A 20656-nucleotide genomic window follows, 5' to 3' on the forward strand; every position below is an offset into this window, starting at 1 on the left:
GGTCTAGCGACCCGCCGCCGCGTCGTCCTCGGCAGCGCTCGCCGAGCGGTCGTCGGCGACCCTCGCCGAGCGGTCGTCGGCGACCGTCGCCGCGCGGTCCGCGGCGGGGCCCCGGGCTGTGTCGTCCGCGGCGGCGGCGGCCGCCTCGGCCTCGTCACGGAGCCGCGCGTTGCGGTCGACGCGGCGCATGTGGCGGGTCATGGACCAGAAGAGCGGGATCGCCGCCGCCGCGAGGAGGAAGAAACCCCAGAAGAACCCCTCGAGGCCGGGGCTGACGACCCACGCCTCCATCTCCACCGGCGTCGGGGAGGGAGTGGCGGTCAGGACGATCACGACTCCACCGTCCCACGCCGGACCGGGACCTCGACACCGTCCGGGTGCACACCGGCGAACAGGTCGTCCTCGAGGGGCTCGGACACCTCGACGCGGGACCGGGCGAGCTCGAACTCCTCGAACGGCCAGATCTCGGCCTCGATGTCGCGCGGCACCTGGAAGAAGAACCCGTCGGGGTCGATCTGGGTGGCGTGCGCGCGCAGCGCCGCGTCCCGGGCGGGGAAGTGCTCGGCGCAGCGGACCCGCGCCGTCGCCGGCCGCCGGGGACGGTCGCGGCGGCGCTCGAACCACTCCTCGAAGGGCGAGCTGAGCCCGCGCTCCTGCATCGCGGTGTGCACGGCCTCGATCCGCGCGAGCGAGAACGAGATGTCGTAGTACAGCTTCTGCACCGCCCAGGCCGGACCGGCCTCGGGGTAGGCGTCGGGGTCGGCCGCCGCCTCGTACGCGGCCACCGCCACCTTGTGGGCCATGATGTGGTCCGGGTGGGGGTAGCCGCCGTTCTCGTCGTAGCAGGTCATGACGTGCGGCTGGAACTCGCGGATCTGCCGCACCAGGGCGCCCACCGGCACCTCCAGCGGCTCCAGCGCGAAGCAGCCCTCGGGCAGCGGCGGCAGCGGGTCGCCCTCGGGCAGGCCCGAGTCGACGAACCCGAGCCAGACGTGCTCGATGCCCAGGGCCCTGGCCGCCTCGGCCATCTCGCGCCGGCGGTAGCCCGGCAGGTCGCGCAGGATCTCGGCGTCACCCTCGAGGCGGGGGTTGAGGATGTCCCCGCGCTCGCCGCCGGTGCAGGTCACGACACGGACGCGGTGCCCCTCGGAGGTGTACTTCGCCATGGTGGCCGCGCCCTTGCTCGACTCGTCGTCGGGATGGGCGTGGACGGCCATGAGCCGGAGGGACTGGTCGGGCACGGCGAGGTTCCTCTGCTGGGGTGGGCGGTGGCCGGACGGCGGCCTGGTCTGCGGGACAATGGTCTCGCATCACCGCCGGGTTTGGCGACGCAGGTCCCGGCAGCCGCACCGAAGGAAGGCCACCATGTCCGCCAGCCCCCAGCACGACGCCGGCCCACCGGTCCGCGGGCCCGTGGACGACGACGTCGTGGCCGCGCGGTACGGCCGGGGCCCGTCGGCGGCGACGCGCCGACGTCGCCTCGTGGCCGCCGTCGTGGCTGCGGCCCTGCTGCTGGCCGCCGCGGTCGCGCTCCAGGCGGCGTCGCTGCGCGAGCCGTCGGTCGAGGTGGAGAACCTCGGCTTCACGGTCGAGGACGCCTCCAGCACCACCGTCCGGTTCTCCCTCCTCACCGCGCCGGGCACCACCGCCACGTGCACGCTCGTCGCCCTCAACGAGTCCTTCACCCAGGTCGGGTTCCGGCAGGTCACGGTCGGTCCGGTCACCGCCGAGCGGACGTCCCACGAGGCGGTCGTGACCACCACCGAGCTGGCCACCACCGGCAGCGTCGAGAGCTGCCGCGTCGTGGACCGGGGCTGACTCCTTCGTTGCCCTTGGTATACTCGTCGCTTTACACGCCGCCCCGGACGCGGCACGCGAGTGCGGATGCACGGGGCGATGGTTCCCTTTGCCTCGGCCGCGCGGGTGCGCGGACCGGGGCACGAACTTATGTGGAGGAGGAGCCGTGACGCAGACGAGCACCACCTGGCTCACCCAGGAGGCGTACAACCGGCTCAAGGCAGAGCTCGAGCACCTCACGGGCGCCGGCCGGGCCGAGATCGCCGAGAAGATCGACGCGGCCCGTCAGGAGGGTGACCTCAAGGAGAACGGCGGCTACCACGCCGCCCGCGAGGAGCAGGCCAAGCAGGAGGCACGCATCAACCAGCTCACCGAGCTCCTGCGCAACGCGCACGTGGGCGAGGCACCGCCGGACGACGGCATCATCGAGTCCGGCATGGTCGTCACCGCCAAGGTGGCCGGCAAGGAGCGCACCTTCCTCCTGGGCTCGCGCGAGGGCGCGCCGGACCTGGACATCGAGGTCTACTCCGAGTCATCCCCCCTCGGCAGCGCGCTGGTGGGGAAGAAGGAGGGCGACACCGCCTCCTACGACGCGCCGAACGGCTCGACCATCACCGTCGAGGTCACCTCGGTCAAGCCCTTCCAGGGCTGACAGGCACCGCCCGGACGGGCCGTCTCCCCGCGGGGAGACGGCCCGTCCGTCGTCCGTGGCGTGACGACGGACGTCGCACGCCGGTGGCTCAGCACCCTGTCGGACCGCGCGACGGCGCCGCGGCCGTCCGAGGCCACTGACCGTCCGAGGCCGCGACCGTCAGTGGCGCAGGATCGTGTACCCGTGACCCCGGAGCTCCTCGAGCACCGACTCGCAGTGCTCCGGCCCCTTGGTCTCCAGCTCGACGGTGATCTCCACCTCGTCGACGGCGAGGCCGGCCGCGGTGCGCGCGTGCTCGATGTTCACGACGTTCCCACCGCTCTCGGCCAGGCGCTGGAGCAGCCGCGCGAGGTTGCCGGGGGTGTCCTTGAGCAGCACGCGCATCTGCAGGTACCGCCCGGCGGCGGACATGCCGTGCCGGATGATCCGCAGCAGCACCAGCGGGTCGACGTTACCCCCGGAGAGGACGACGACGACGGGACCGGCGAAGGCGTCCGGCTCGGCCAGCAGCGCGGCCACGCCCGCCGCGCCCGAGGGCTCGACCACGAGCTTCGCGCGCTCCACCACGTGCAGGACGGCGCGGGAGAGCTCCTCCTCGGAGACCGTCCGGACCGAGGCCACATGCTCGGCGATGAGCCGGAACGGCACCTCGCCGGGCATCCCGACCGCGATGCCGTCGGCCATCGTGTGCAGCTCGCGGCGCAGCACGGGGTGCCCCTGGGCCAGCGACGCGGGGTAGGCCGCGGCCGCCGCCGCCTGAACGCCGACCACGGCCACGGTCGGGTCCACGGCGTGGACGGCGGCCGCGACGCCCGCGAGCAGCCCCCCTCCCCCGGTCGGGACGAGGATCGTGCGCACCCCGGGCACCTGCTCGAGGATCTCCAGCCCGATCGTGCCCTGACCGGCGACGATGTCGGGGTGGTCGTAGGGGTGGATGAGCACCCGGCCGGAGTCGTCCGCCGTCGCGGCGGCGAGGCACTCGGTGAGGTCGGCGCCGGTGAGCACCACCTCGGCGCCGTACTGACGGGTCGCGGCGACCTTGGGCAGGGCGGCGTCGACCGGCATGAAGATCCGCGCGGAGATCCCCAGCTCCCGCGCGGCCAGCGCCACGCCCTGGGCGTGGTTGCCTGCGGACGCCGCCACGACGCCGCGGGCCTTCTCCTCGGCGGTCAGCCGGGACATGCGCACGTAGGCGCCGCGGACCTTGAACGAGCCGGTGCGCTGGAGGTTCTCGGCCTTGAGCCAGACCGGCGTCCCGACGAGGCGGGCCAGGGTGGTCGACTCCTCCACCGGGGTCACCCGGGCGACGGCGGCGACGGTCCGCGCCGCCTCGCGGAAGGTCTCCAGGTCGAAGGCGCTCATCGTCCCGGCCCGTCCAGGCCGGCGTCGGTGCCGGGCCGGTCCCGTCGGTCGCGGGGGTGGTCGTCGTGGGGTCGGTCGTGGGCGGCGCGGTCGTCGTGGGTGCGGTCGTGGGCCGTGGGGCGCCCGCCGCCCCCGGCCGTGGCGGTGGCAGGGGTGACCGTCGCCGGGCGGCCCTCGTCGTCGACGACCGAGCCGTCCTCGGCGACCTGGAGGTCGACCTCGGGGTACGAGGCCTCGATGGCCTCGGTGACCGCGCCGGGCGGGCCACCGGGCCGGTTGAGGTCGTCGGCGATCTCGGGGTACTTGTCGTGGCCGTTGAGGTAGAGCAGCACGGTGTTGAGCACGGCCGCGACCGGCACCGCGAGGAGGGCGCCGAGGATGCCGGCGACGCCGGTGCCGGCGGTGACCGCCAGGAGGATGGCGATGGGGTGCAGCGAGAGCGCGTTGCCCTGGAGCCACGGCTGGAGGAGGTTGCCCTCGATCTGCTGGACGAGCAGGACGATGGCGAACATGATGAGGCCGGTCACCGGGCCCTGGTCCACGAGGGCGACGAGGACGGCGACGGCCCCGGTGAGGAAGGCGCCGACGATGGGGATGAACGCACCGAGGAAGACCAGCACACCGATCGGCAGGGCGAGCGGGACGCCGAGGATGAGCGCCCCGGCGGCGATGCCGACGGCGTCGACGAAGGCCACGAGGATCTGGGTGCGGGCGTAGCCGCCCACGGTTATCCAGGCCCGGATCCCGGACTCGTTGATCCGCTCCCGCGCCGGCCGCGGCGCGAGCCGGACGAACCACTGCCAGATGCGCCGGCCCTCCTTGAGGAAGAAGAACAGGCAGAAGATGGCGATGACCGCACCGGTGAGGACCGACGTGAGCGAGCCGGTGGCGTTGACCACCCCGTTGATGAGGACGTCGGAGTTGTCGCGCACCTGACCGGTGACCTGCTCGAGGACCTGGTCGATCTGGGCCTCGTCGATGCCCAGCGGCCCGTCGGAGAGCCAGGCGAGGAGCTGGTCGAAGCCCGCCACGGCCTGCTCAGTCAGTGCCCCGAACCCGTCGACGATGGACCGGCCGGCGAGGACGAGCAGGGCGATGACCGCGGCGAGCGTCCCGACGATCGCCGTGAGCGAGGCGAGCGCACGCGGGAACCGCAGCACCCGGCGCAGCCAGGCCGCCAGGGGGTCGAGCAGCACCGCGATGATGATGGCGAGGAGGAACGCCACGACGATCGTCTGGAAGGTGATGACGAGATAGCCGAGGATCGCCAGCGCCGCCGCGACGACGATGAACCGCCACGCCCACGCCGCCGAGGCCCGCAGACCGAACGGCACCACGCCGGAGGGGTCGGAGGCTGCCGAGGACGTCGCCACCGCACGTCCGGTGGTGACACCGCCCGGACGGCGACCGACCGGCCGGTCCGGCCGCGACGGGCTCAGGCGCGTGCGCCAGGTGCTCAGGTCCGGCATGGTCTCCTCGCTCGCTGCGGCCGATCGTGCCGCTAGCGTACGGGCCGGGCGCGCCGCGTCCGGACGGGCCCCTCACGCCGCGCCGGGACGAACCGGACGGAACACGGCGGGGGGCGCACGGCGTTGAACCGTGCGAGACCAACACAGGAGGACCGATGTTCGGACGCAAGACCGAGATGGTGACCCCGCACGAGGCGCTGCCGGGCCGCACCGGGTACCCGTTCCGGGTGCCCACCACCCACGAGGTGCTCGGCACGCCGCTGCAGGGTCCGTGGCCCGAGGGCGCCGAGGTCCTCTACGTGGCCATGGGCTGCTTCTGGGGCGCCGAGCGGATCTTCTGGCGTCAGGAGGGCGTGATCTCCACCGCCGCCGGTTATCTCGGCGGGTACACCCCGCACCCCACCTACGAGGAGGTCTGCTCGTCGCGGACGGGGCACACCGAGGCGGTGCAGGTCGTCTACGACCCGGCACGCACGGACCCCGAGCTCCTGCTCAAGGCGTTCTGGGAGAACCACGACCCGACCACCGCGAACCGCCAGGGCAACGACGTCGGGACGCAGTACCGCTCCGGCATCTACTGGACCACCCCCGGCCAGGAGGCTGCGGCCCGCGCCACCCGCGACGCGTTCCAGGACGTGCTCACCGCGCACGGGCACGGCGCCATCGCCACTGAGCTGCGGCCGTTCGCGGACACGGCGGCGGACGGCGCGGTCGTGCCCGGCGCCGGACCGTTCTACTACGCCGAGGACTACCACCAGCAGTACCTCCACAAGAACCCGGGCGGGTACTGCAACCACGGGCCCAACGGCATGACGTGCCCGGTGGGCCTGGTCCGGCAGGATCAGGTTCCGGCCCAGGTCGACGTCGCACGGCCCGGCGCGCAGCCGGACGGCACGCGCGCCGAGGTGTGATGGCAGCCAGACCTCTGACGCTGCGCCCCGCACGTGACCGCCCCGCCGCGCGGGGGCCCGGCGCGGCGCCGTACTGTGGACCGCGGCCCCGGCTCCCCGGGTGACCGACCGGACGAGAGAGGACGCCATGAGCAACGAGCTCCCCACCGCCACCGGCGGCTTCGGCGACAAGCCCGAGCTGACCTTCCCCCCGACCGGGGCCCCGGAGGGTCTGCAGGTCAAGGTGCTCGAGCAGGGCGACGGCGCCGCCGTGGAGGCGGGCCAGACCATCGTCGTGAACTACCTCGGCCAGACCTGGGGCGGCCACGTCTTCGACAACTCCTACGACCGGGGCAGCTCCATCTCCTTCCCCATCGGGATGGGCGTCGTCATCGGCGGCTGGGACGACGGGCTGGTGGGCCGCCAGATCGGCTCGCGCCTGCTGCTCTCGATCCCGCCGGAGGACGGCTACGGCCCGGCCGGCGTGCCGCAGGCCGGCATCAAGGGCGGCGACACCCTCGTCTTCGTCGTCGATATCCTCGGCGTCGAGTAGCCCCGCTCCGCACGAGCACGACGGCGTCCGGTCACCCGACCGGGCGCCGTCGGCGTCCCCCGACCGGGCGCCGTCGTCCCCGCGCTGGCCATCTGATGCCCTGGCCCTCAGGTGCCCTGACCCTCAGGTGCCCCGGCCCTCAGGCGGGCAGCACCGGGACGTCACGGTGCCACGACTCCGTCCGGTACGCCGTCTCCCAGCCGAGGGAGGCGTAGAGGCCGTCGGCCCCGGTGGGCGAGTCGGCGTCGACCTCGAGCCCCACCCTGTTGCGCCCGCGACTCGCGGCGTCGGCCACGACCGTGCTGAGCAGCGCCTTGGCCACGCCGCGCCCGCGGGCCCGGCGGTGCACGCCGATGTAGTCGACGTAGCTGCCCGCGGCGTCCCCGGTGACGGACCCGACGAGCGCGCCGGCGGGCACCTCCTCGCCGTCGATCTCGACGCTCGCGATCCACCAGTGGTCCCACCGGTGCCCCGGGTCCTGGCGGAGCCGCTGGACGAACTCCGGGAACGACTCGCGGTAGGAGTTGAAGTGGTCCTCGAAGGACTCCTCGAGGATGCGGTGGACGGTGCGCAGGTCGTCGGCGACCGGCATGCCGTCCTCGTGCTTGCCCACCGCCCGCACCCGGACACCGGGGCGCACCGCGCCGGGCAGGCCCTCGGCGTCGGCCGCGTCGACCGGCCTGCTCATCTGGAGCCACGTGCGCACGTGGCGGTACCCGGCGTCGGCGAGCCACCGGCGCTGTCGCTCGTCGTCGGCGTACGCCCCGGCGTCGAGCTGGGTCTCGGCCAGGCCCCGGTGGGACGCGGCGACGACGGCGGCCCGCTCGGCCCACGAGAGGAGGGCGGCGGCGAGCGCGCCGGCGCCGTCCGCCTCGGGGTGCACCGTCACCGCGACGACCGCACGACCCGCGGCGCGGTCGTGCACGCTCGCCCAGGCACGGACGCCACCGGCGGCGTCGAGGACCAGCAGGTGGGTGCGGGTCCACGACCCCTCCCCCACGAGCTCGGCCGTCAGCGACTGCTCGTCCACCGACGCGACGCCGCGGGCGGCCCGCTGGTGCGCGCGCAGAAGGTCCGCGACGGACGGGACGTCGGCGGGGAGCGGGGGGCCGCCCGCGGTCCACCCGGGAGGCAGCTGTGCCGCCAGGGTCGCGCCGGTGACGTCGGGCAGGTCCGAGGAGGTGCTCACCCGACCAGTCTCCCAAACAACGACGACGGCGGCCGTCCCTGGGGGGAGGACGGCCGCCGTCGGGTCAGGGCTGCGGGGTCAGTCGCTGCCGCGCAGGATGGCCAGGAGCCGGAGGAACTCGATGTAGAGCCACACCAGCGTCACCGCGAGCCCGAAGGCGGCGGACCAGGCGAAGCGGGCCGGGACGCCGGCGTCGACGCCGCGCTTGATGGCGTCGAAGTCCATGATGAGGCTCAGCGCGGCGAGGCCCACGGCGAAGATGCCGAGGAAGACGCCCAGCGGGATGCCCATGATCTCCACGCCGGTGCGCAGGCCCCACGCGTCGTCCGACACGCCGGTGAGCATGAGGACGACGTTGACGAGCGAGAACAGCGCGTAGCCCACGAGGGCGATGAGGAAGAAGCGGGTCAGCTTGGGCGTGACGCGCACCGTGCCGGACTTGTAGAGGAACAGGGCGGCGACGAACGTCGCGGTGGTGCCGAGCACCGCCTGGAGGACGATGCCCTCGTACATCGCGCCGAAGACGGCGGAGATGCCACCGAGGAAGAGGCCCTCGGCCGCGGCGTAGGCCAGGATCAGGGCCTTGGACGGCTCCTTCTTGAAGGCGTTGACCAGGCCGAGCACGAGGCCGACGATCGCACCGCCGAAGGTCAGCAGCGGGTTGGCCCCCATGACGACCCAGTTGAAGGCGGCGGCCACGACGATGACGCCCAGGACCAGGCCGGTCTTGACGATGACGTCGTCGTAGGTCATCCGCCCGGTGTCCGCGGGCGCGGCCGCCGGACCGCCGTAGGCGCGCTCGAGGTCCTCGACGCCGCCGGGCCGGCCGTAGCCCTGCTGGGGCTGGCCGTAGCCCTGCTGCGGCTGGGCGTAGGTGGTGCCCGAGCCCGGCGTGTAGCCGGGGTAGGTCGGGTAGCCCGCCGGGGTACGTCCGCCCTTGCGGTTCTCCCCGAAGTACGGGCTGTTCTGGAAGACGGGGTTGGTCACGTGGTGCCTCCTGGTCGCGGCGTCCGGCCATCGTGTGGTGCCGGGCCGATGTCGCTGGCCTGTCGCCCATCCTAGGGGTGCCCGGTCGGGCGGTCCCGGGAAGGGTCGCTGCCATGTCCAACGCGGCGGAGCCGGCGGGTGTTCCACCCGGACGTCGGATCTCATCCCCGGGGATGAGGCCCTCGGCCGGACGGTGGAGCCGGGACAGCTCGCGGCTCGGCCTGGGCGCCGATCCCCCCAGTCCCGTCCGCCCGTAGCGTCGAGGACGTCCCCAGCCGCACGCAGGCACCATCGAGAGGTTCACCATGATCGAGGCACGCGGCCTCACCAAGCGTTACGGCAGCACCACCGCCGTCGACGGCATCAGCTTCACGATCCCCCCGGGCACCGTCACCGGCTTCCTCGGCCCCAACGGTGCCGGGAAGTCGACGACGATGCGGATGATCGTCGGCCTCGACCGGCCGACGGCGGGCACCGTCACCGTCAACGGGCGACCCTACGCCGAGCACCGCTCACCCCTGCGCGAGGTCGGCATCCTCCTCGACGCCAAGGCCGTGCACCCCGGGCGCACCGCCCGCTCGCACCTGCGCACCATGGCCGCCACCCACGGCATCGCCGGCAGCCGGGTGGACGAGGTCATCGAGATGACCGGGCTGTCCGCCGTCGCCGGCAAGCGGGTGGGTGGCTTCTCCCTGGGCATGGGCCAGCGGCTGGGCATCGCGTCGGCCATGCTCGGCGACCCGCAGACCCTCATCCTCGACGAGCCCGTCAACGGGCTCGACCCCGAGGGGGTCATGTGGGTGCGCAACCTCGTGCGCTACCTGGCGAGCGAGGGCCGCACCGTCTTCATCTCCTCCCACCTCATGAGCGAGATGGCCCAGACGGCCGACCACCTCCTCGTCATCGGCCGCGGTCGCATCATCACCGCCGGGCCGGTGCAGGACGTCGTCGACTCCGTCCAGGACACCACCGTGCTGGTCCGCTCCCCCCGCGCCGGCGAGCTGGCCGACCTCGTCACCGGCGTCGGCGGCCGGGTCACCTCCGACGAGGCCGGGGTCCTGCGGGTCCACGGCCTCGCCGCCGAGCAGATCGGCGACGCGGCCGCCGCCGCGGGCATCGCCCTGCACGAGCTGAGCCCCCGCCGGGCCAGCCTCGAGGAGGCCTACATGACCTTGACGCAGGACGCCGTCGAGTACCGCTCCGACTCCTTCCACCCCACCGCCCAGGAGGGCGAGAACCGATGAGCACCGTCACCACCGAAACCCCCGCGACCAGCACCCACCGTTCCGCCGTCGCCGCCGACCTCCGCTTCACCGGGGTCCTGCGCGGGGAGTGGATCAAGATGTTCTCGCTGCGCTCGACGTGGTGGACCCTGGGCACCACCGTCGCCGTCATGGTCCTCTTCGCGCTCCTCCAGGCGACGTCCGTGCAGCTCCTCATCGACCAGCCCGAGATGGCGGGCCTGGAGGAGTTCAGCATGCACGGCGCCGAGATCGTCAGCGCCGGGTACCAGTTCGGCATGGTGACGATCGGTGTCCTCGGCGCCCTGCTCGTCACCGGCGAGTACGCCACCGGCATGATCCGCTCGACCCTGTCCGCGGTCCCCACCCGGCTGCCGGTCCTCGCCGCCAAGGCGATCGCGCTGACCGGAGTGACGGTCGCCGTCTCGGCGGTCTCGCTGGCCCTGGCCTACCTCGTCACGACGCCGGTGCTCTCGCGCCACGACCTCGTCCCGGACCTCGCGGACGCACAGACGTGGCAGGTCTTCGGCGGCATGGTGTACTTCCTGGTCATGGTGGCTCTTCTCGCCCTGGGGCTCGGCACGGTGCTGCGGCACTCGGCCGGCACCATCACCGGCGTGCTGGGGCTCCTGCTGCTCCTGCCGATCGCGCTGCAGTTCGTCAACCTCGACTGGGTGCAGGACGTCATGACGTACCTGCCCCTCCCGGCCGCCACCGCGTTCCTCGCGGTCAACCCGGAGTACTCGATGGCCGGCGGCCTCACCGCCGGGCAGGGCGCCGCCGTCGTGGCGGCCTACAGCGTGGTGGCGCTCACCGCGGGCGCCGTGGCGCTGCGCCGCCGGGACGCCTGAGCATGACCGTCCACCCGGGCCGTGCGGTGCACGGCCCGGGTGCGCCCGCAGGGGCGGACGCGCCGGCCACTCCCGACGGCACGGGTGAGGCGTGGCTGCGCCCAGGGCCGGTCTCCCGGCTCATGCGCGCGCACCCGTGGTGGGTGGACGGCCTGCTGGCCGCCGCCTACCTCGCCCTGGGGGTGGGCGACTGGCTGGTCCAGGCGGAGCTGCTCGACGCCCCCCGTCCCCGCGGCGAGCTCGCGCTCACCGCCGTCTTCACCGCCTTCGTCCTCCTGCGCCGGCACGCGGCCGTCCTGGGGGTCGCGGTGGTCGCCGTCGCGGTCCCGCTCCACCGGTACCTCGTGGCCGGCCTCGAGCGCAACGGCCTCGAGCCGGGATTCGAGGACGCCACCCTCCGGCTCGGCCTCAACGTCACCGCGTACGACGCCGGCACCATGGCCCTGCTGCTCTACGCCGTCGCGGTCTACCGCACCGCGCGGACCGCGTGGGTAACCATGGCCGGCGCGATCGTCGCGGTGACGGTGAGCGTCCTGACCTTCGCCGACTCCTGGGCCTGGGTCACCGAGATCGTCGTGTCGTCCGCGCTCCTCGTCGTCGCCACGGTGGTCGGCCTGCAGGTCCGGGCCCGCCGGCGACGCATGCTCGAGATGACCGACCGCGCGCGCCAGCTCGCGCTCGAGCGGGACCAGCGCGAGCAGCTGGCCGTCTCCGCCGAGCGCACCCGTATCGCGCGCGAGATGCACGACGTCGTCGCGCACTCCCTCACCGTCATGGTCACCCTCGCCGAGGGTGCCGCGGCGAGCCTGGAGCGCAGCCCCGACCAGGCGCGCCGCGCGCTGGCGGAGCTCGCCGAGACGGGCCGCACGGCGCTGACCGACACGCGCCGGATCGTGGGGGTCCTGCGGGCCGACCTGCCCGCACCGTCGGACGGGATCACCGGACCGGCCGGGGTCGGCGAGTCACCCCTGGCCCCGCAGCCGGGGCAGCACGACGTCGCGGGGCTCGTCGACCGGTTCCGCAGCGCCGGCCTGCCGGTGCGGCTGGCGGAGCAGGGGCCTGCGCTGCCCGACGAGGCCGGGCTCCAGCTCGCCGTCTACCGGATCGTGCAGGAGGCCCTGACGAACGTGCTGCGCTACGCCCGCCTCTCGCCGCGGATCGACGTCTCCCTCGTGCGTTCGGCAGGGTCGGTGGTGATCGAGGTGGACAATGACGCCGGCGGTGCGGGGACCGCCGCGGCCGGCAGCGGCCACGGCCTCATCGGCATCCGGGAGCGCGCGGCCGTCTACGGCGGGACCGTGGACGCCGGTCCGACGCCCCACGGGTGGCAGGTGCGGGCGACACTGCGGTGGGACGAGGAGGACGGGTGAGCGACCGACGGGTGAGCGACCGACGGGTGACCGACCGACGGGTGAGCGACGAGGGCCGACCGGTCAGCGAGACGGACCCCGTGGCACCGGGACGGTCGGACCGACCGGTCCGCGTGCTCCTGGCCGACGACCAGTCCCTCCTACGCATGGGCTTCCGGATGGTGCTCGAGGCCGAGGACGGGATCTCGGTCGTGGGCGAGGCCGCCGACGGCGCCGCCGCCGTCACCATGGCCGAGGCCCTGCACCCGGACGTCATCCTCATGGACGTGCGCATGCCCGGGATGGACGGCATCGCCGCGACCGAGCGGATCGTCGCCCGCCGGCCCGAGAGCCGCGTCCTCATCCTCACGACCTTCGACCTCGACGAGTACGCCTTCGCGGGGCTGCGGGCGGGCGCCAGCGGGTTCCTCCTCAAGGACACCCGGCCCGCCGACCTTGTCCAGGCGATCCGGACCCTCGCTGCCGGCGACGCCGTCGTCTCCCCGCGCATCACGCGGCGCATGCTGGAGATGTTCGGCTCCCACCTGCCGGCCGGTGCGCCCGAGGGCCCACCGGGCCAGGACCCCCGCCTGGGCGGGCTCACCGCCCGCGAGCTCGAGGTCCTCACCCTCGTGGCCGAGGGCCTGTCCAACGCCGAGATCGCGGGCCGGCTCTTCGTCTCGGAGACGACGGTGAAGACCCACGTGGGCAACCTGCTGGCCAAGCTGGACCTGCGTGACCGGGTGCAGGCGGTGGTCCTCGCCTACGAGACGGGGCTCGTCCGGCCCGGCTGAGCCCTGCCGCCCTACTGCGTGCCCGAGGGCTGCTTCCCGCCGGGCAGGGCGGCCGCCCGGTCCCGCGCGGGGTCGCCGTCGGTCGCCGCCGCGGCCTCGAACGCCGCGCGGGGGTCGTGCATCGCACCGAGGGAGACGAGCTCGCGACGGAAGAACAGCGCCTCGGTCCAGTCGGCGAGGATGCGGACCTTGCGCTCGAACGAGGGCATCGCGAGCACGTGGTAGCTGCGGTGCATGAACCACGCGAGCGGCCCGCGGAACTTGTAGCCCTTGAGCTGGGCGACGCCCTTGTACAGCCCGAGCGACGCCACGGTGCCGATGTTCTCGTGGCGGTACTCCTCGGGTGCCTCGCCGCGCAGGACGAGCGCGAGGTTCTTGCCGAGCTGCTTGCCCTGGCGGACGGCGTGCTGGGCGGTGGGGGCGGTCGTGGCCCCGGGGTCCTGGGTCAGGTCGGGCACGGCGGCGCAGTCACCGGCCGCCCACGCGTCGGGCACGACGTCGCCCTCGGCGTCGGCGACCTGGAGGGTGGCGAGGGTGCGGACCCGGCCGCGCTCGTCCAGCGGCAGGTCGGTGCGGGCCAGGACCGGGTTCGCCTTGACCCCGGCGGTCCACACGATGGTGTCCGCCTCGAACGACTCGCCCGTGGAGAGCTCGACCTTCCCGTCGACGCACGACTGCAGGAACGTGTTGAGGTGGATCTCCACGCCGCGGTCGCGCAGCTGCTCCAGGGCGTACCCGCCGAGCTCCTCGCCGAGCTCGGGCAGGATCCGCCCCGCCCCCTCGACGATGACGAAGCGCAGGTCCTCCGGCTCGAGGGAGGAGTACTCCTTCGTGGCCGCGCGCGCCATGTCCTCGACCTCGCCGATGGCCTCGATGCCGGCGAAGCCGCCACCGACGAAGACGAACGTGAGCATCCGGCGCCGCTTGTCTGGGTCCCACGTGGAGTCGGCCAGGGCCATGGTGTTGAGGACCTGGTTGCGCAGCGCCGTGGCCTCCTCGATGTGCTTGAAGCCGATGGCGTTCTCCGCGAGCCCGGGGATGGGCAGCGTGCGCGCGACCGAGCCGAGCCCGACCACGAGGTGGTCGTAGGTGACCTCGTACGGCTCGTCGCCGTTGACGGGCGCGATGACGGCCTTGCGCTCCGCGTGGCGGATCGAGGTGATGTTCCCTGTCAGGACGGTGGTGCCCCTGAGCTCGCGGCGCAGCGACGTCACGACGTGGCGCGGCTCGATGGAGCCCGCCGCCGCCTCCGGGAGGAAGGGCTGGTAGGTCATGTAGGGACGCGGGTCGACGACGGCGATCTCGGCGTCCGCACGGCCGAGCTTCTTGCGCAGGGTAAAGGCGGTGTAGAGGCCGATGTACCCGCCGCCGGCGATGAGGATGCGCGGGGTCCGGCCCTGGACCGGGCGCAGCTCCTCGGCGCGCCGGCCGGCGGTCCGGGCGGCGACGGCGCCGGCACCCGCGACGGCGGCGGCAGTGGCGGTGACGGCGAGGGAACGCGCGAAGGAGGCCATGCGTTCATGGTAGGAGCGCCGGACTGGACACTCCACGCGAGAGGGACTATTCGACCCCGTGATACCGGACACGGGGCCTACCAGACGGTGACGCGGCGATGGCGGGACCGACGTCCCGGCACTGCCGGCGCCGCCTGGACGGCCACCGCCGGCTGCCGGCGTGCCCCCAACGGGATTCGAACCCGTACTGCGCCGGGTTTAAGCCGGCTGCCTCTGCCAGTTGGGCTATGGGGGCGCGGCCGGGCCTGACGGGCTCCGGCGGCCCCATCCTGCCGCACGAGCGTGGGCACGGACGCGTCGGGCCGGTCAGGCACGCGACCACACATGCAGGGCCGCGCCGGCGGCAACCTCCGGCAACGGTGCGGCCCTTCCCGTGGACGCAACTATTCTGGGCGGCGAGCGTCCGGCGCCGGCACGACGGCGGACCCCTCTCCGCCGTCGTAGGGAGCACCGTGAGCGCACAGCCGAGGACCGTCCGCGGGACGCACCACCACGGCGCACGTGTCGGCCCGCTGGGCCGGTACCGGCACCGGCTCCAGGACGAACGGTTCGCCGGTCTGGTCCTCATCCTCGGCGCGGCCGTCGCGCTGGTGTGGGCGAACTCTCCCTGGCGCGCCTCCTACGAGGCGCTGTCGTCCTACGTCGTGGGCCCGGAGTCGCTGCACCTCGACCTCGCGCTGCACTCGTGGGCCTCCGACGGGCTGCTCGCCCTCTTCTTCTTCGTCGTCGGCCTGGAGCTGAAGACCGAGTTCGTCACCGGGTCCCTGAGGGATGTGCGACGGGCGCTCGTGCCGATCCTCGCCGCCGTCTTCGGCATGGCCGGCCCGGCCCTGGTCAACACCGTCGTCCAGGTGGTCTCTGGCTCCGGCGTCTACAACGGCTGGGCGATCCCCGTCGCCACCGACATCGCGTTCGCCGTCGCCGTGCTGGGGATCTTCGGTCGGGGCTTCCCGCCCGCGGTCCGGACCTTCCTGCTGACCCTGGCCGTGGTCGACGACCTCCTCGGCATCACGGTGATCGCGATCTTCTACACCGAGCGGATCGACGCCCTCGCCCTGGCCGGATCGCTGGCCCTCATCGCCCTCTTCGGCCTGCTCGTCCGGCGCCGACTCACCCACTGGTGGCTGCTCGTGCCGGTCGCACTCGGCGCCTGGGGCCTCATGCACGCGTCCGGCGTGCACGCGACGATCGCCGGCGTGCTGCTCGGGATGACCGTGCCGGCGCTGACCGCGCACGGCGAGCACGAGGCACTCACGCACCGCTTCGTCAGCCTCATCCAGCCATGGTCAGCCGGGCTGGTCCTGCCGGTGTTCGCCTTCTTCGCCTCCGGCGTCAACGTCGTCGACACCGGCGGCATCGGTGAGATGCTCACCGACCCGGTCGCGGTCGGCGTCTACCTCGGCCTGCCGCTCGGGAAGCTGGTGGGCATCTGGGGCGGGGTGGCCCTGCTGGTCACGTTCACCCGGCTGAGGCTGGGCAACGGGGTCGACCTGGCGGACATCATGCCGGTCTCGCTCGTCGCCGGCATCGGGTTCACCGTGTCGCTCCTCATCGCGTCGCTGTCCTTCGACGACGGCGACCCGCACTCCGCCCACGCCCGCATCGCCGTCATCCTCGGCTCGCTCGTGGCGGCGGTCCTCGGTGCGGTCGCGCTGCGGGTGCGCGCGTCGGTGCGGATCCGCGGCCGGGCCGCGCACACCCACCACGAGGACTGAGAGGCTCAACCAGCCGGTCGGCGGCCGGCCCGGCCCCGCGCCTGCCGGTCGGGGTCAGGCCTCCGCGACCGACAGGGCGATGCCGTCGAGGATGTCGTGCTCGCTCGTGACGACCGTGGACAGCTCACCGCCCGCGTCGGCCACGTCGCGGCGCACCCGCTCGACGACCTCGGACCACACGAGCGCACCCGCGCCGATGACGTCGACCCGGCCCGGGTGCATGAAGCCCATCGCGGCCCGCTCGGCGCGGGTCGCGTGGAGCAGCGCCCGGCAGGAGGCGAGGACCTCCGGCACGCCCAGCACCGCACCGTCGATCGCGGTCGGGTCGTAGGCCGGCAGCGCCAGGGCGTGCGCCGTGACCGTGGTGACCGAGCCCGCGAGCCCGACCAGGGTCCGGGCCTTGCCCAGCGGCACGGCGGCGGCCGCCTCGTCCAGCAGCCGGCGCACGTCCGCGCGCGCCGCCTCCTCCTCCTCGGCGGTCGGCGGGTCACCGAGGAGGTGTCGCTCGGTGAGCCGGACGCAGCCCATGTCCATGGAGTACGACGCCACCGGGGTGCGCTGGCCCAGGACCAGCTCGGTGGAGCCGCCACCGATGTCGACCACGAGGTGTGGGCCGCCGTGGACGTCGGTGTCCAGGACGCTCGCCGCACCGCGGAAGCTCAGCTCCGCCTCCTCCTCGCCGCTGATGACCTCGGGCTCGACCCCGAGCGCCGTGCGCACGCCGTCGACGAAGTCCTGGACGTTCTCCGCGTCCCGGGTGGCCGAGGTCGCCACGAACCGGATCCGTTCGACGCCGTGCACCTCGCACAGGTCGGCGTAGGCGCGGGCGGCCGTGAGCGTGCGCTCGAGGGCGACCGGGTCGAGGCGGCCGGTACGGTCCACGCCCTGCCCGAGGCGCACCACCTCCATCCGGCGCTCGACGTCGCGCAGGCGCAGGACGGGCTCCCCGCCCGTGCCGGTGCAGGCCGTGGCGCCGGTCCCGGCGCCGTCGGTGTCGGCGATGAGGAGCCGGATGGAGTTCGTCCCGCAGTCGATGGCAGCCACTCGAGTCACGGGACAACCCTGCCACGTGGGACCGACACCGCCTCCCGGGCGGGCGACGGTGCGGGAGGGGACGACGACGGGACGGTGACCGGGCCGAGCCCCGTGCGCGGCGGGCTCGGCCTACGCTGGCGGGCATGGACCCCCACGACGACGGCGAGACGCGCGCCCTGGCGGCGCTGGAGGCCGCCGGGATCGGCTTCACCATCACCAGGCACGGCCGGGTCTCGAGCCTGGCGGAGGCGGCCGCCGCGCGCGGGCTCGCGCCGTCGGCGCTCATCAAGACCCTCGTGGTCCGCCGCGGGGAGGGCGACCACCTCCTCGTCCTCGTCCCGGGCGGCCGGACGATCTCCTGGCCCAAGCTCCGGGCCCTGCTGGGCGTGAGCCGGCTGTCGATGCCTGACGCGGCGGCCGCGCGGGACGCCACCGGCTACGAGCGGGGCACCATCACCCCGTTCGGCTCGCTCACCGCCTGGCCGGTCGTCGCCGACGCGTCGATCAGCGGGACGGTCTCCATCGGTGCGGGCGCGCACGGCGTCGCGGCGACCGTGTCGGCAGCCGAGCTCGTCGCCGCGCTCGACGCCCAGGTCGCCGACGTCACCGAGCCGGAGTAGCTGCCGCGAGGTCCGCTGCGGCGGTCACCCGGACCTGGTCGGCCGAGCTGTCAGCAGGTGCAGCGGTCGGGGCTCCAGACCCCGGCGAGGAGCTCCAGCGTCCGGTCACCCATCGGGTTGACGCCCGGGCCGACGGCGAGGGTGTGGCCGAGCAGCGCGTGCAGGCACTTGACGCGCGTCGGCATCCCCCCGGCCGAGACGCCGGCGATCTCCGGGACCTCACCCAGCTCGGACCGCCGGGCGAGGTAGTCCTCGTGGGCGGCGAGGTACGCCGCTCGCAGGTCGGCGTCCTCGGCCAGGGCCTCGTTCATGCTCACCATCGCCCCCTCGGCCTCGAGGGTGCTCACCGCCTTCACCGCCCCCGGGGAGGTGAGGTAGTACGTCGTCGGGAACGGGGTGCCGTCGTCCAGCCGGGGTGCCGTCCGCACGACGGTCGGCCGGCCGCACACGCACCGGGCGGCCACGGCGACGACGCCGCGCGGGACCCGGCCGAGCTGCTCGGCGAGGACCTCGAGGTCCCGGTCGGTGACGGTGGTGTCCACTGAGCCCCTCTCCGCCCGCTCCCCCGGGTGGGCGCGGTCTGCACGAAGCACGATATCCGGGATCGCCGGGGGTCCGGCGTCACCGGACAGGGCCGGCACGGACAGAACATGGGCCTGCCACCGCGGCAGGTCACGCCGACCACGACCTCCACCGGACCCTGACCGACCTCGGGACGACCGGCGCAGCTCAGGGCCGGACCGACCACACCGCGAAGAGCGCACCGACGTAGCCGAGAAGGAGGAGCACCGCGTCCGGCTCCAGCCGGCGAACCCGCGTCTCGACCCCGTGCACGATCGCCGCGAGCGCCAGGGCCATGAGGAGCACGGCCCCGGTCCCGGCGACGGCCTGGCTGGGGTCCGCGGCGGCGAGCACCGGGCCCTCGAGGTAGGCGGCGTCGACGATCACCAGGGCGAGCATGTTGAAGGCGTTGCTGCCGAAGAGGTTCCCCACGGCGAGGTCGTGCGAGCCGATCCGGGCGGCGGCCACGGACGCGACGAGCTCGGGGAGCGAGGTGGTGACGGCGAGGAGGACCGCCCCGACGAAGGTCTGGCCCAGCCCGGTGAGCCCCGCGATCCGCTGGCCGGACACGGCCAGCGCGGGTGCGGCCACGAGGATGGCGCCCGCGGCGACGGCGAACCGCACGACGGCGGGCCGCAGCTCGCCGCGCGCCGGACGCGTCCACCCGGTCGGCACGGGGAGCAGCTCGTCCCGTCCGAAGCGGCCCTGCGGGGAGCGCCGCATCCAGGCCACGGCCGCCACGTACGCCGCCGCCACCCCCAGCGTGTCCAGGCCCACCCACCCGACGGCGAGCCCGGTCGGGGTGAGGATGCCGAGGACCGCGAGCGCGGTCAGCGCGATCGCCACCGAGGCGACCCGGGCGTGGCCCACCTCCACGGCGGGCCAGACGCGGTGCCGGTGGAGCAGGTCGACGACGGCGAGGATCGCCATGTTGGCCATGGAGCTGCCGAAGAGGTCGCCGAGGGCGAGGTCGGGGGCGTCGGCGAGCGCCGCGGCCACGTCGGTGACGATCTCCGGCAGGGACGTCGCCGCCGCCATGAGCAGCATCCCGACCAGGAGCTTGGACAGGTGGGCGCGCTCGGCGATCTCGTCGCCCGCCCGGGCCAGGCGTACCCCCGCCCCCGTCACCACGGCGGCGGTGACGAGGAAGACGGCGGCCCAGCCGGTCATCCCCACCCCACCAGCCTGGCACCGGCAGGCACGCGTCCTGCGGGACCGGGGACCCGGTCGCCGGCGCTCACCCGGACGCCGAGCGCGCCGTGGACTCACGCCGGGTTGCCCGCGGGATGTCGCCGAAGGAGCGTCGCCGTCCGGGTCAGGGGGTCGCGGGGTCGGCGGGGACGGTCAGCCCCGAGGGGTCCTCCTCGCCCGGGCCCGCGTACCCGGCCACCTGCACCGAGTCCCACATCCGCAGGTACCAGGGGGTCGCCGACGCCACCGCGGCGGCCCGTTCGGCGGCCTCGGCCTCGGCCGGGTTCTCCCCGCCCGTGACCGTCTCCGGGTCGACGACGACGTACGGCGTCTCCCCGGGCATGACGTAGCCCAGCCGGTCACGCGCCTGCGCCTGCACGTAGGCGGGGTCCTGCCAGCGCTCGAGCTGGTCCTCGAGCTCGTCCTTGCGCACCTGCGCGTCGGCGACCCGGGCGTTGAGGGCGCGCAGCTCCTCCTGCTGGGCCACGGCGTAGCGCAGCGTCGGGGCGAGCACGGCGAAGGCGACGAGCGCGACGAGGGAGAGGATGAGGGCACGCAGGCTGACGGTCGGGCGGGGCTCCCCCCGCCGTCCCGGACGACCCCACGCCAGGGCCCGGCCCGCCCGGGGCCCGCGGGGGTTGCCGGCCTCGTCCCGGCCTGCACCGGCTGCCGGTGCCGCCTCCGCCCGCGCGGCCGCGGTCCGGGCCGTCGTCCGCCCCCGACCACGGGCCTGTCCCGGGGTTCCCGCGCGCGGCGCGGTGGGACGGCGGCTGCTCATGACCTCATGTTCTCCCATGGGACGAGCGAACGCCGGGAGCCGTCGACGTGAGTCGTGGCCCCCGGCGTCCGGGGCGGTACACCGCTGACGGGCGCGCGCCCGTCAGTG

21 protein-coding genes and 1 tRNA gene are annotated in these 20656 nt (G+C 74.2%); 10 read left to right on the forward strand and 12 right to left on the reverse strand.

Features of this window, described 5'->3' with window-relative positions:
* Positions 1–3: 3 nt before the first annotated feature.
* Together AAEM63_RS14515 and mca are read right to left on the reverse strand one after the other, a co-directional pair.
* The gene (locus AAEM63_RS14515) at positions 4–333 is read right to left on the reverse strand and encodes a hypothetical protein (protein ID WP_341358958.1); all 330 of its coding nucleotides are present in this window, start codon (positions 331–333) and stop codon (positions 4–6) included.
* Complete coding sequence (gene mca / locus AAEM63_RS14520) at positions 330–1241, reverse strand: mycothiol conjugate amidase Mca (RefSeq protein ID WP_341358959.1); 912 nt, start codon at positions 1239–1241, stop codon at positions 330–332. Before mca ends, AAEM63_RS14515 begins: the two co-directional genes overlap by 4 nt.
* A 124-nt stretch (positions 1242–1365) precedes the next feature.
* Between mca and AAEM63_RS14525 the strand changes: the two genes are divergently transcribed.
* Together AAEM63_RS14525 and greA are read left to right on the forward strand one after the other, a co-directional pair.
* On the forward strand, positions 1366–1818 hold the full coding sequence (locus AAEM63_RS14525; protein WP_341358960.1) for a DUF4307 domain-containing protein: 453 nt from the start codon (positions 1366–1368) through the stop codon (positions 1816–1818).
* 145 nt (positions 1819–1963) lie between these two features.
* A complete protein-coding gene (gene greA, locus AAEM63_RS14530; protein ID WP_123914263.1) occupies positions 1964–2449 on the forward strand; it encodes a transcription elongation factor GreA in 486 nt (161 codons plus the stop codon).
* Positions 2450–2608: 159 nt separating this feature from the next.
* Here greA and ilvA read toward each other — a convergent pair whose 3' ends face one another.
* Positions 2609–3811: a threonine ammonia-lyase gene (ilvA, locus tag AAEM63_RS14535; protein WP_341358961.1), complete on the reverse strand. Its 1203-nt coding sequence runs from the start codon at positions 3809–3811 to the stop codon at positions 2609–2611.
* Positions 3808–5280: an AI-2E family transporter gene (locus AAEM63_RS14540; RefSeq protein ID WP_341358962.1), complete on the reverse strand. Its 1473-nt coding sequence runs from the start codon at positions 5278–5280 to the stop codon at positions 3808–3810. Before AAEM63_RS14540 ends, ilvA begins: the two co-directional genes overlap by 4 nt.
* A 155-nt stretch (positions 5281–5435) precedes the next feature.
* On the opposite strand from AAEM63_RS14540, the gene msrA reads away from it, so the two are divergent.
* Positions 5436–6191, forward strand: a complete 756-nt coding sequence (gene msrA / locus AAEM63_RS14545) for a peptide-methionine (S)-S-oxide reductase MsrA (protein ID WP_341358963.1) — start codon at positions 5436–5438, stop codon at positions 6189–6191.
* A gap of 127 nt (positions 6192–6318) precedes the next feature.
* Complete coding sequence (locus tag AAEM63_RS14550) at positions 6319–6723, forward strand: FKBP-type peptidyl-prolyl cis-trans isomerase (RefSeq protein WP_341358964.1); 405 nt, start codon at positions 6319–6321, stop codon at positions 6721–6723.
* 139 nt (positions 6724–6862) lie between these two features.
* On the opposite strand, the gene AAEM63_RS14555 is transcribed toward AAEM63_RS14550, so the two are convergent.
* Positions 6863–7912 carry a GNAT family N-acetyltransferase gene (locus AAEM63_RS14555; RefSeq protein ID WP_341358965.1) on the reverse strand — a complete coding sequence of 350 codons (1050 nt, stop codon included), beginning with the start codon at positions 7910–7912 and terminating at the stop codon, positions 6863–6865.
* A gap of 78 nt (positions 7913–7990) precedes the next feature.
* Positions 7991–8899 (reverse strand): Bax inhibitor-1/YccA family protein, encoded by a 909-nt coding sequence (locus AAEM63_RS14560; protein WP_341358966.1) that lies wholly within the window; start codon positions 8897–8899, stop codon positions 7991–7993.
* 305 nt (positions 8900–9204) lie between these two features.
* Between AAEM63_RS14560 and AAEM63_RS14565 the strand changes: the two genes are divergently transcribed.
* The 4 genes from AAEM63_RS14565 to AAEM63_RS14580 all read left to right on the forward strand — a co-directional run bounded on the left by AAEM63_RS14565 (position 9205) and on the right by AAEM63_RS14580 (position 13134).
* Positions 9205–10143: an ABC transporter ATP-binding protein gene (locus tag AAEM63_RS14565; protein ID WP_341358967.1), complete on the forward strand. Its 939-nt coding sequence runs from the start codon at positions 9205–9207 to the stop codon at positions 10141–10143.
* Positions 10140–10991, forward strand: a complete 852-nt coding sequence (locus AAEM63_RS14570; protein WP_341358968.1) for an ABC transporter permease subunit — start codon at positions 10140–10142, stop codon at positions 10989–10991. The genes AAEM63_RS14565 and AAEM63_RS14570 overlap by 4 nt, the downstream gene beginning before the upstream one ends.
* A 2-nt stretch (positions 10992–10993) precedes the next feature.
* Entirely contained in the window at positions 10994–12361 is a 1368-nt protein-coding gene (locus AAEM63_RS14575) for a histidine kinase (protein ID WP_341358969.1), read from the forward strand.
* Between the two features lie 113 nt (positions 12362–12474).
* Entirely contained in the window at positions 12475–13134 is a 660-nt protein-coding gene (locus AAEM63_RS14580; RefSeq protein ID WP_341361384.1) for a response regulator transcription factor, read from the forward strand.
* An 11-nt stretch (positions 13135–13145) separates the two neighbouring features.
* Here AAEM63_RS14580 and AAEM63_RS14585 read toward each other — a convergent pair whose 3' ends face one another.
* Positions 13146–14648: an NAD(P)/FAD-dependent oxidoreductase gene (locus AAEM63_RS14585; RefSeq protein WP_341358970.1), complete on the reverse strand. Its 1503-nt coding sequence runs from the start codon at positions 14646–14648 to the stop codon at positions 13146–13148.
* A 161-nt stretch (positions 14649–14809) separates the two neighbouring features.
* Positions 14810–14883: transfer RNA gene (locus AAEM63_RS14590), tRNA-Leu, on the reverse strand.
* Positions 14884–15100: 217 nt separating this feature from the next.
* On the opposite strand from AAEM63_RS14590, the gene nhaA reads away from it, so the two are divergent.
* Positions 15101–16363 (forward strand): Na+/H+ antiporter NhaA, encoded by a 1263-nt coding sequence (gene nhaA / locus AAEM63_RS14595; RefSeq protein WP_341358971.1) that lies wholly within the window; start codon positions 15101–15103, stop codon positions 16361–16363.
* A 54-nt stretch (positions 16364–16417) separates the two neighbouring features.
* Here nhaA and AAEM63_RS14600 read toward each other — a convergent pair whose 3' ends face one another.
* Positions 16418–17416 (reverse strand): Ppx/GppA phosphatase family protein, encoded by a 999-nt coding sequence (locus tag AAEM63_RS14600; RefSeq protein ID WP_341358972.1) that lies wholly within the window; start codon positions 17414–17416, stop codon positions 16418–16420.
* A 125-nt stretch (positions 17417–17541) separates the two neighbouring features.
* Between AAEM63_RS14600 and AAEM63_RS14605 the strand changes: the two genes are divergently transcribed.
* Positions 17542–18018 carry a YbaK/EbsC family protein gene (locus AAEM63_RS14605; RefSeq protein WP_341358973.1) on the forward strand — a complete coding sequence of 159 codons (477 nt, stop codon included), beginning with the start codon at positions 17542–17544 and terminating at the stop codon, positions 18016–18018.
* 50 nt (positions 18019–18068) lie between these two features.
* Here the strand turns inward: AAEM63_RS14605 and AAEM63_RS14610 are convergent, their stop codons facing one another.
* The 3 genes from AAEM63_RS14610 to AAEM63_RS14620 all read right to left on the reverse strand — a co-directional run bounded on the left by AAEM63_RS14610 (position 18069) and on the right by AAEM63_RS14620 (position 20548).
* On the reverse strand, positions 18069–18560 hold the full coding sequence (locus tag AAEM63_RS14610; protein ID WP_341358974.1) for a DUF501 domain-containing protein: 492 nt from the start codon (positions 18558–18560) through the stop codon (positions 18069–18071).
* 187 nt (positions 18561–18747) lie between these two features.
* Positions 18748–19749, reverse strand: coding sequence for a hypothetical protein (locus tag AAEM63_RS14615; protein ID WP_341358975.1), 1002 nt, complete (start codon positions 19747–19749; stop codon positions 18748–18750).
* 145 nt (positions 19750–19894) lie between these two features.
* Positions 19895–20548, reverse strand: a complete 654-nt coding sequence (locus AAEM63_RS14620; protein WP_341358976.1) for a septum formation initiator family protein — start codon at positions 20546–20548, stop codon at positions 19895–19897.
* Between the last annotated feature and the right edge of the window lie 108 nt (positions 20549–20656).

Source organism: Georgenia sp. M64, from assembly GCF_038049925.1.
Classification (GTDB): domain Bacteria; phylum Actinomycetota; class Actinomycetes; order Actinomycetales; family Actinomycetaceae; genus Georgenia.

Coding starts and splice junctions, on each gene's coding strand:
- AAEM63_RS14525 (WP_341358960.1), top strand. CDS start 1,366: ATGTCCGCCAGCCCCCAGCACGACGCCGGCCCACCGGTCCGCGGGCCC.
- ilvA (WP_341358961.1), bottom strand. CDS start 3,811: ATGAGCGCCTTCGACCTGGAGACCTTCCGCGAGGCGGCGCGGACCGTC.
- AAEM63_RS14540 (WP_341358962.1), bottom strand. CDS start 5,280: ATGCCGGACCTGAGCACCTGGCGCACGCGCCTGAGCCCGTCGCGGCCG.
- msrA (WP_341358963.1), top strand. CDS start 5,436: ATGTTCGGACGCAAGACCGAGATGGTGACCCCGCACGAGGCGCTGCCG.
- AAEM63_RS14550 (WP_341358964.1), top strand. CDS start 6,319: ATGAGCAACGAGCTCCCCACCGCCACCGGCGGCTTCGGCGACAAGCCC.
- AAEM63_RS14565 (WP_341358967.1), top strand. CDS start 9,205: ATGATCGAGGCACGCGGCCTCACCAAGCGTTACGGCAGCACCACCGCC.
- AAEM63_RS14570 (WP_341358968.1), top strand. CDS start 10,140: ATGAGCACCGTCACCACCGAAACCCCCGCGACCAGCACCCACCGTTCC.
- AAEM63_RS14575 (WP_341358969.1), top strand. CDS start 10,994: ATGACCGTCCACCCGGGCCGTGCGGTGCACGGCCCGGGTGCGCCCGCA.
- AAEM63_RS14585 (WP_341358970.1), bottom strand. CDS start 14,648: ATGGCCTCCTTCGCGCGTTCCCTCGCCGTCACCGCCACTGCCGCCGCC.
- AAEM63_RS14605 (WP_341358973.1), top strand. CDS start 17,542: ATGGACCCCCACGACGACGGCGAGACGCGCGCCCTGGCGGCGCTGGAG.
- AAEM63_RS14615 (WP_341358975.1), bottom strand. CDS start 19,749: ATGACCGGCTGGGCCGCCGTCTTCCTCGTCACCGCCGCCGTGGTGACG.
- AAEM63_RS14620 (WP_341358976.1), bottom strand. CDS start 20,548: ATGAGCAGCCGCCGTCCCACCGCGCCGCGCGCGGGAACCCCGGGACAG.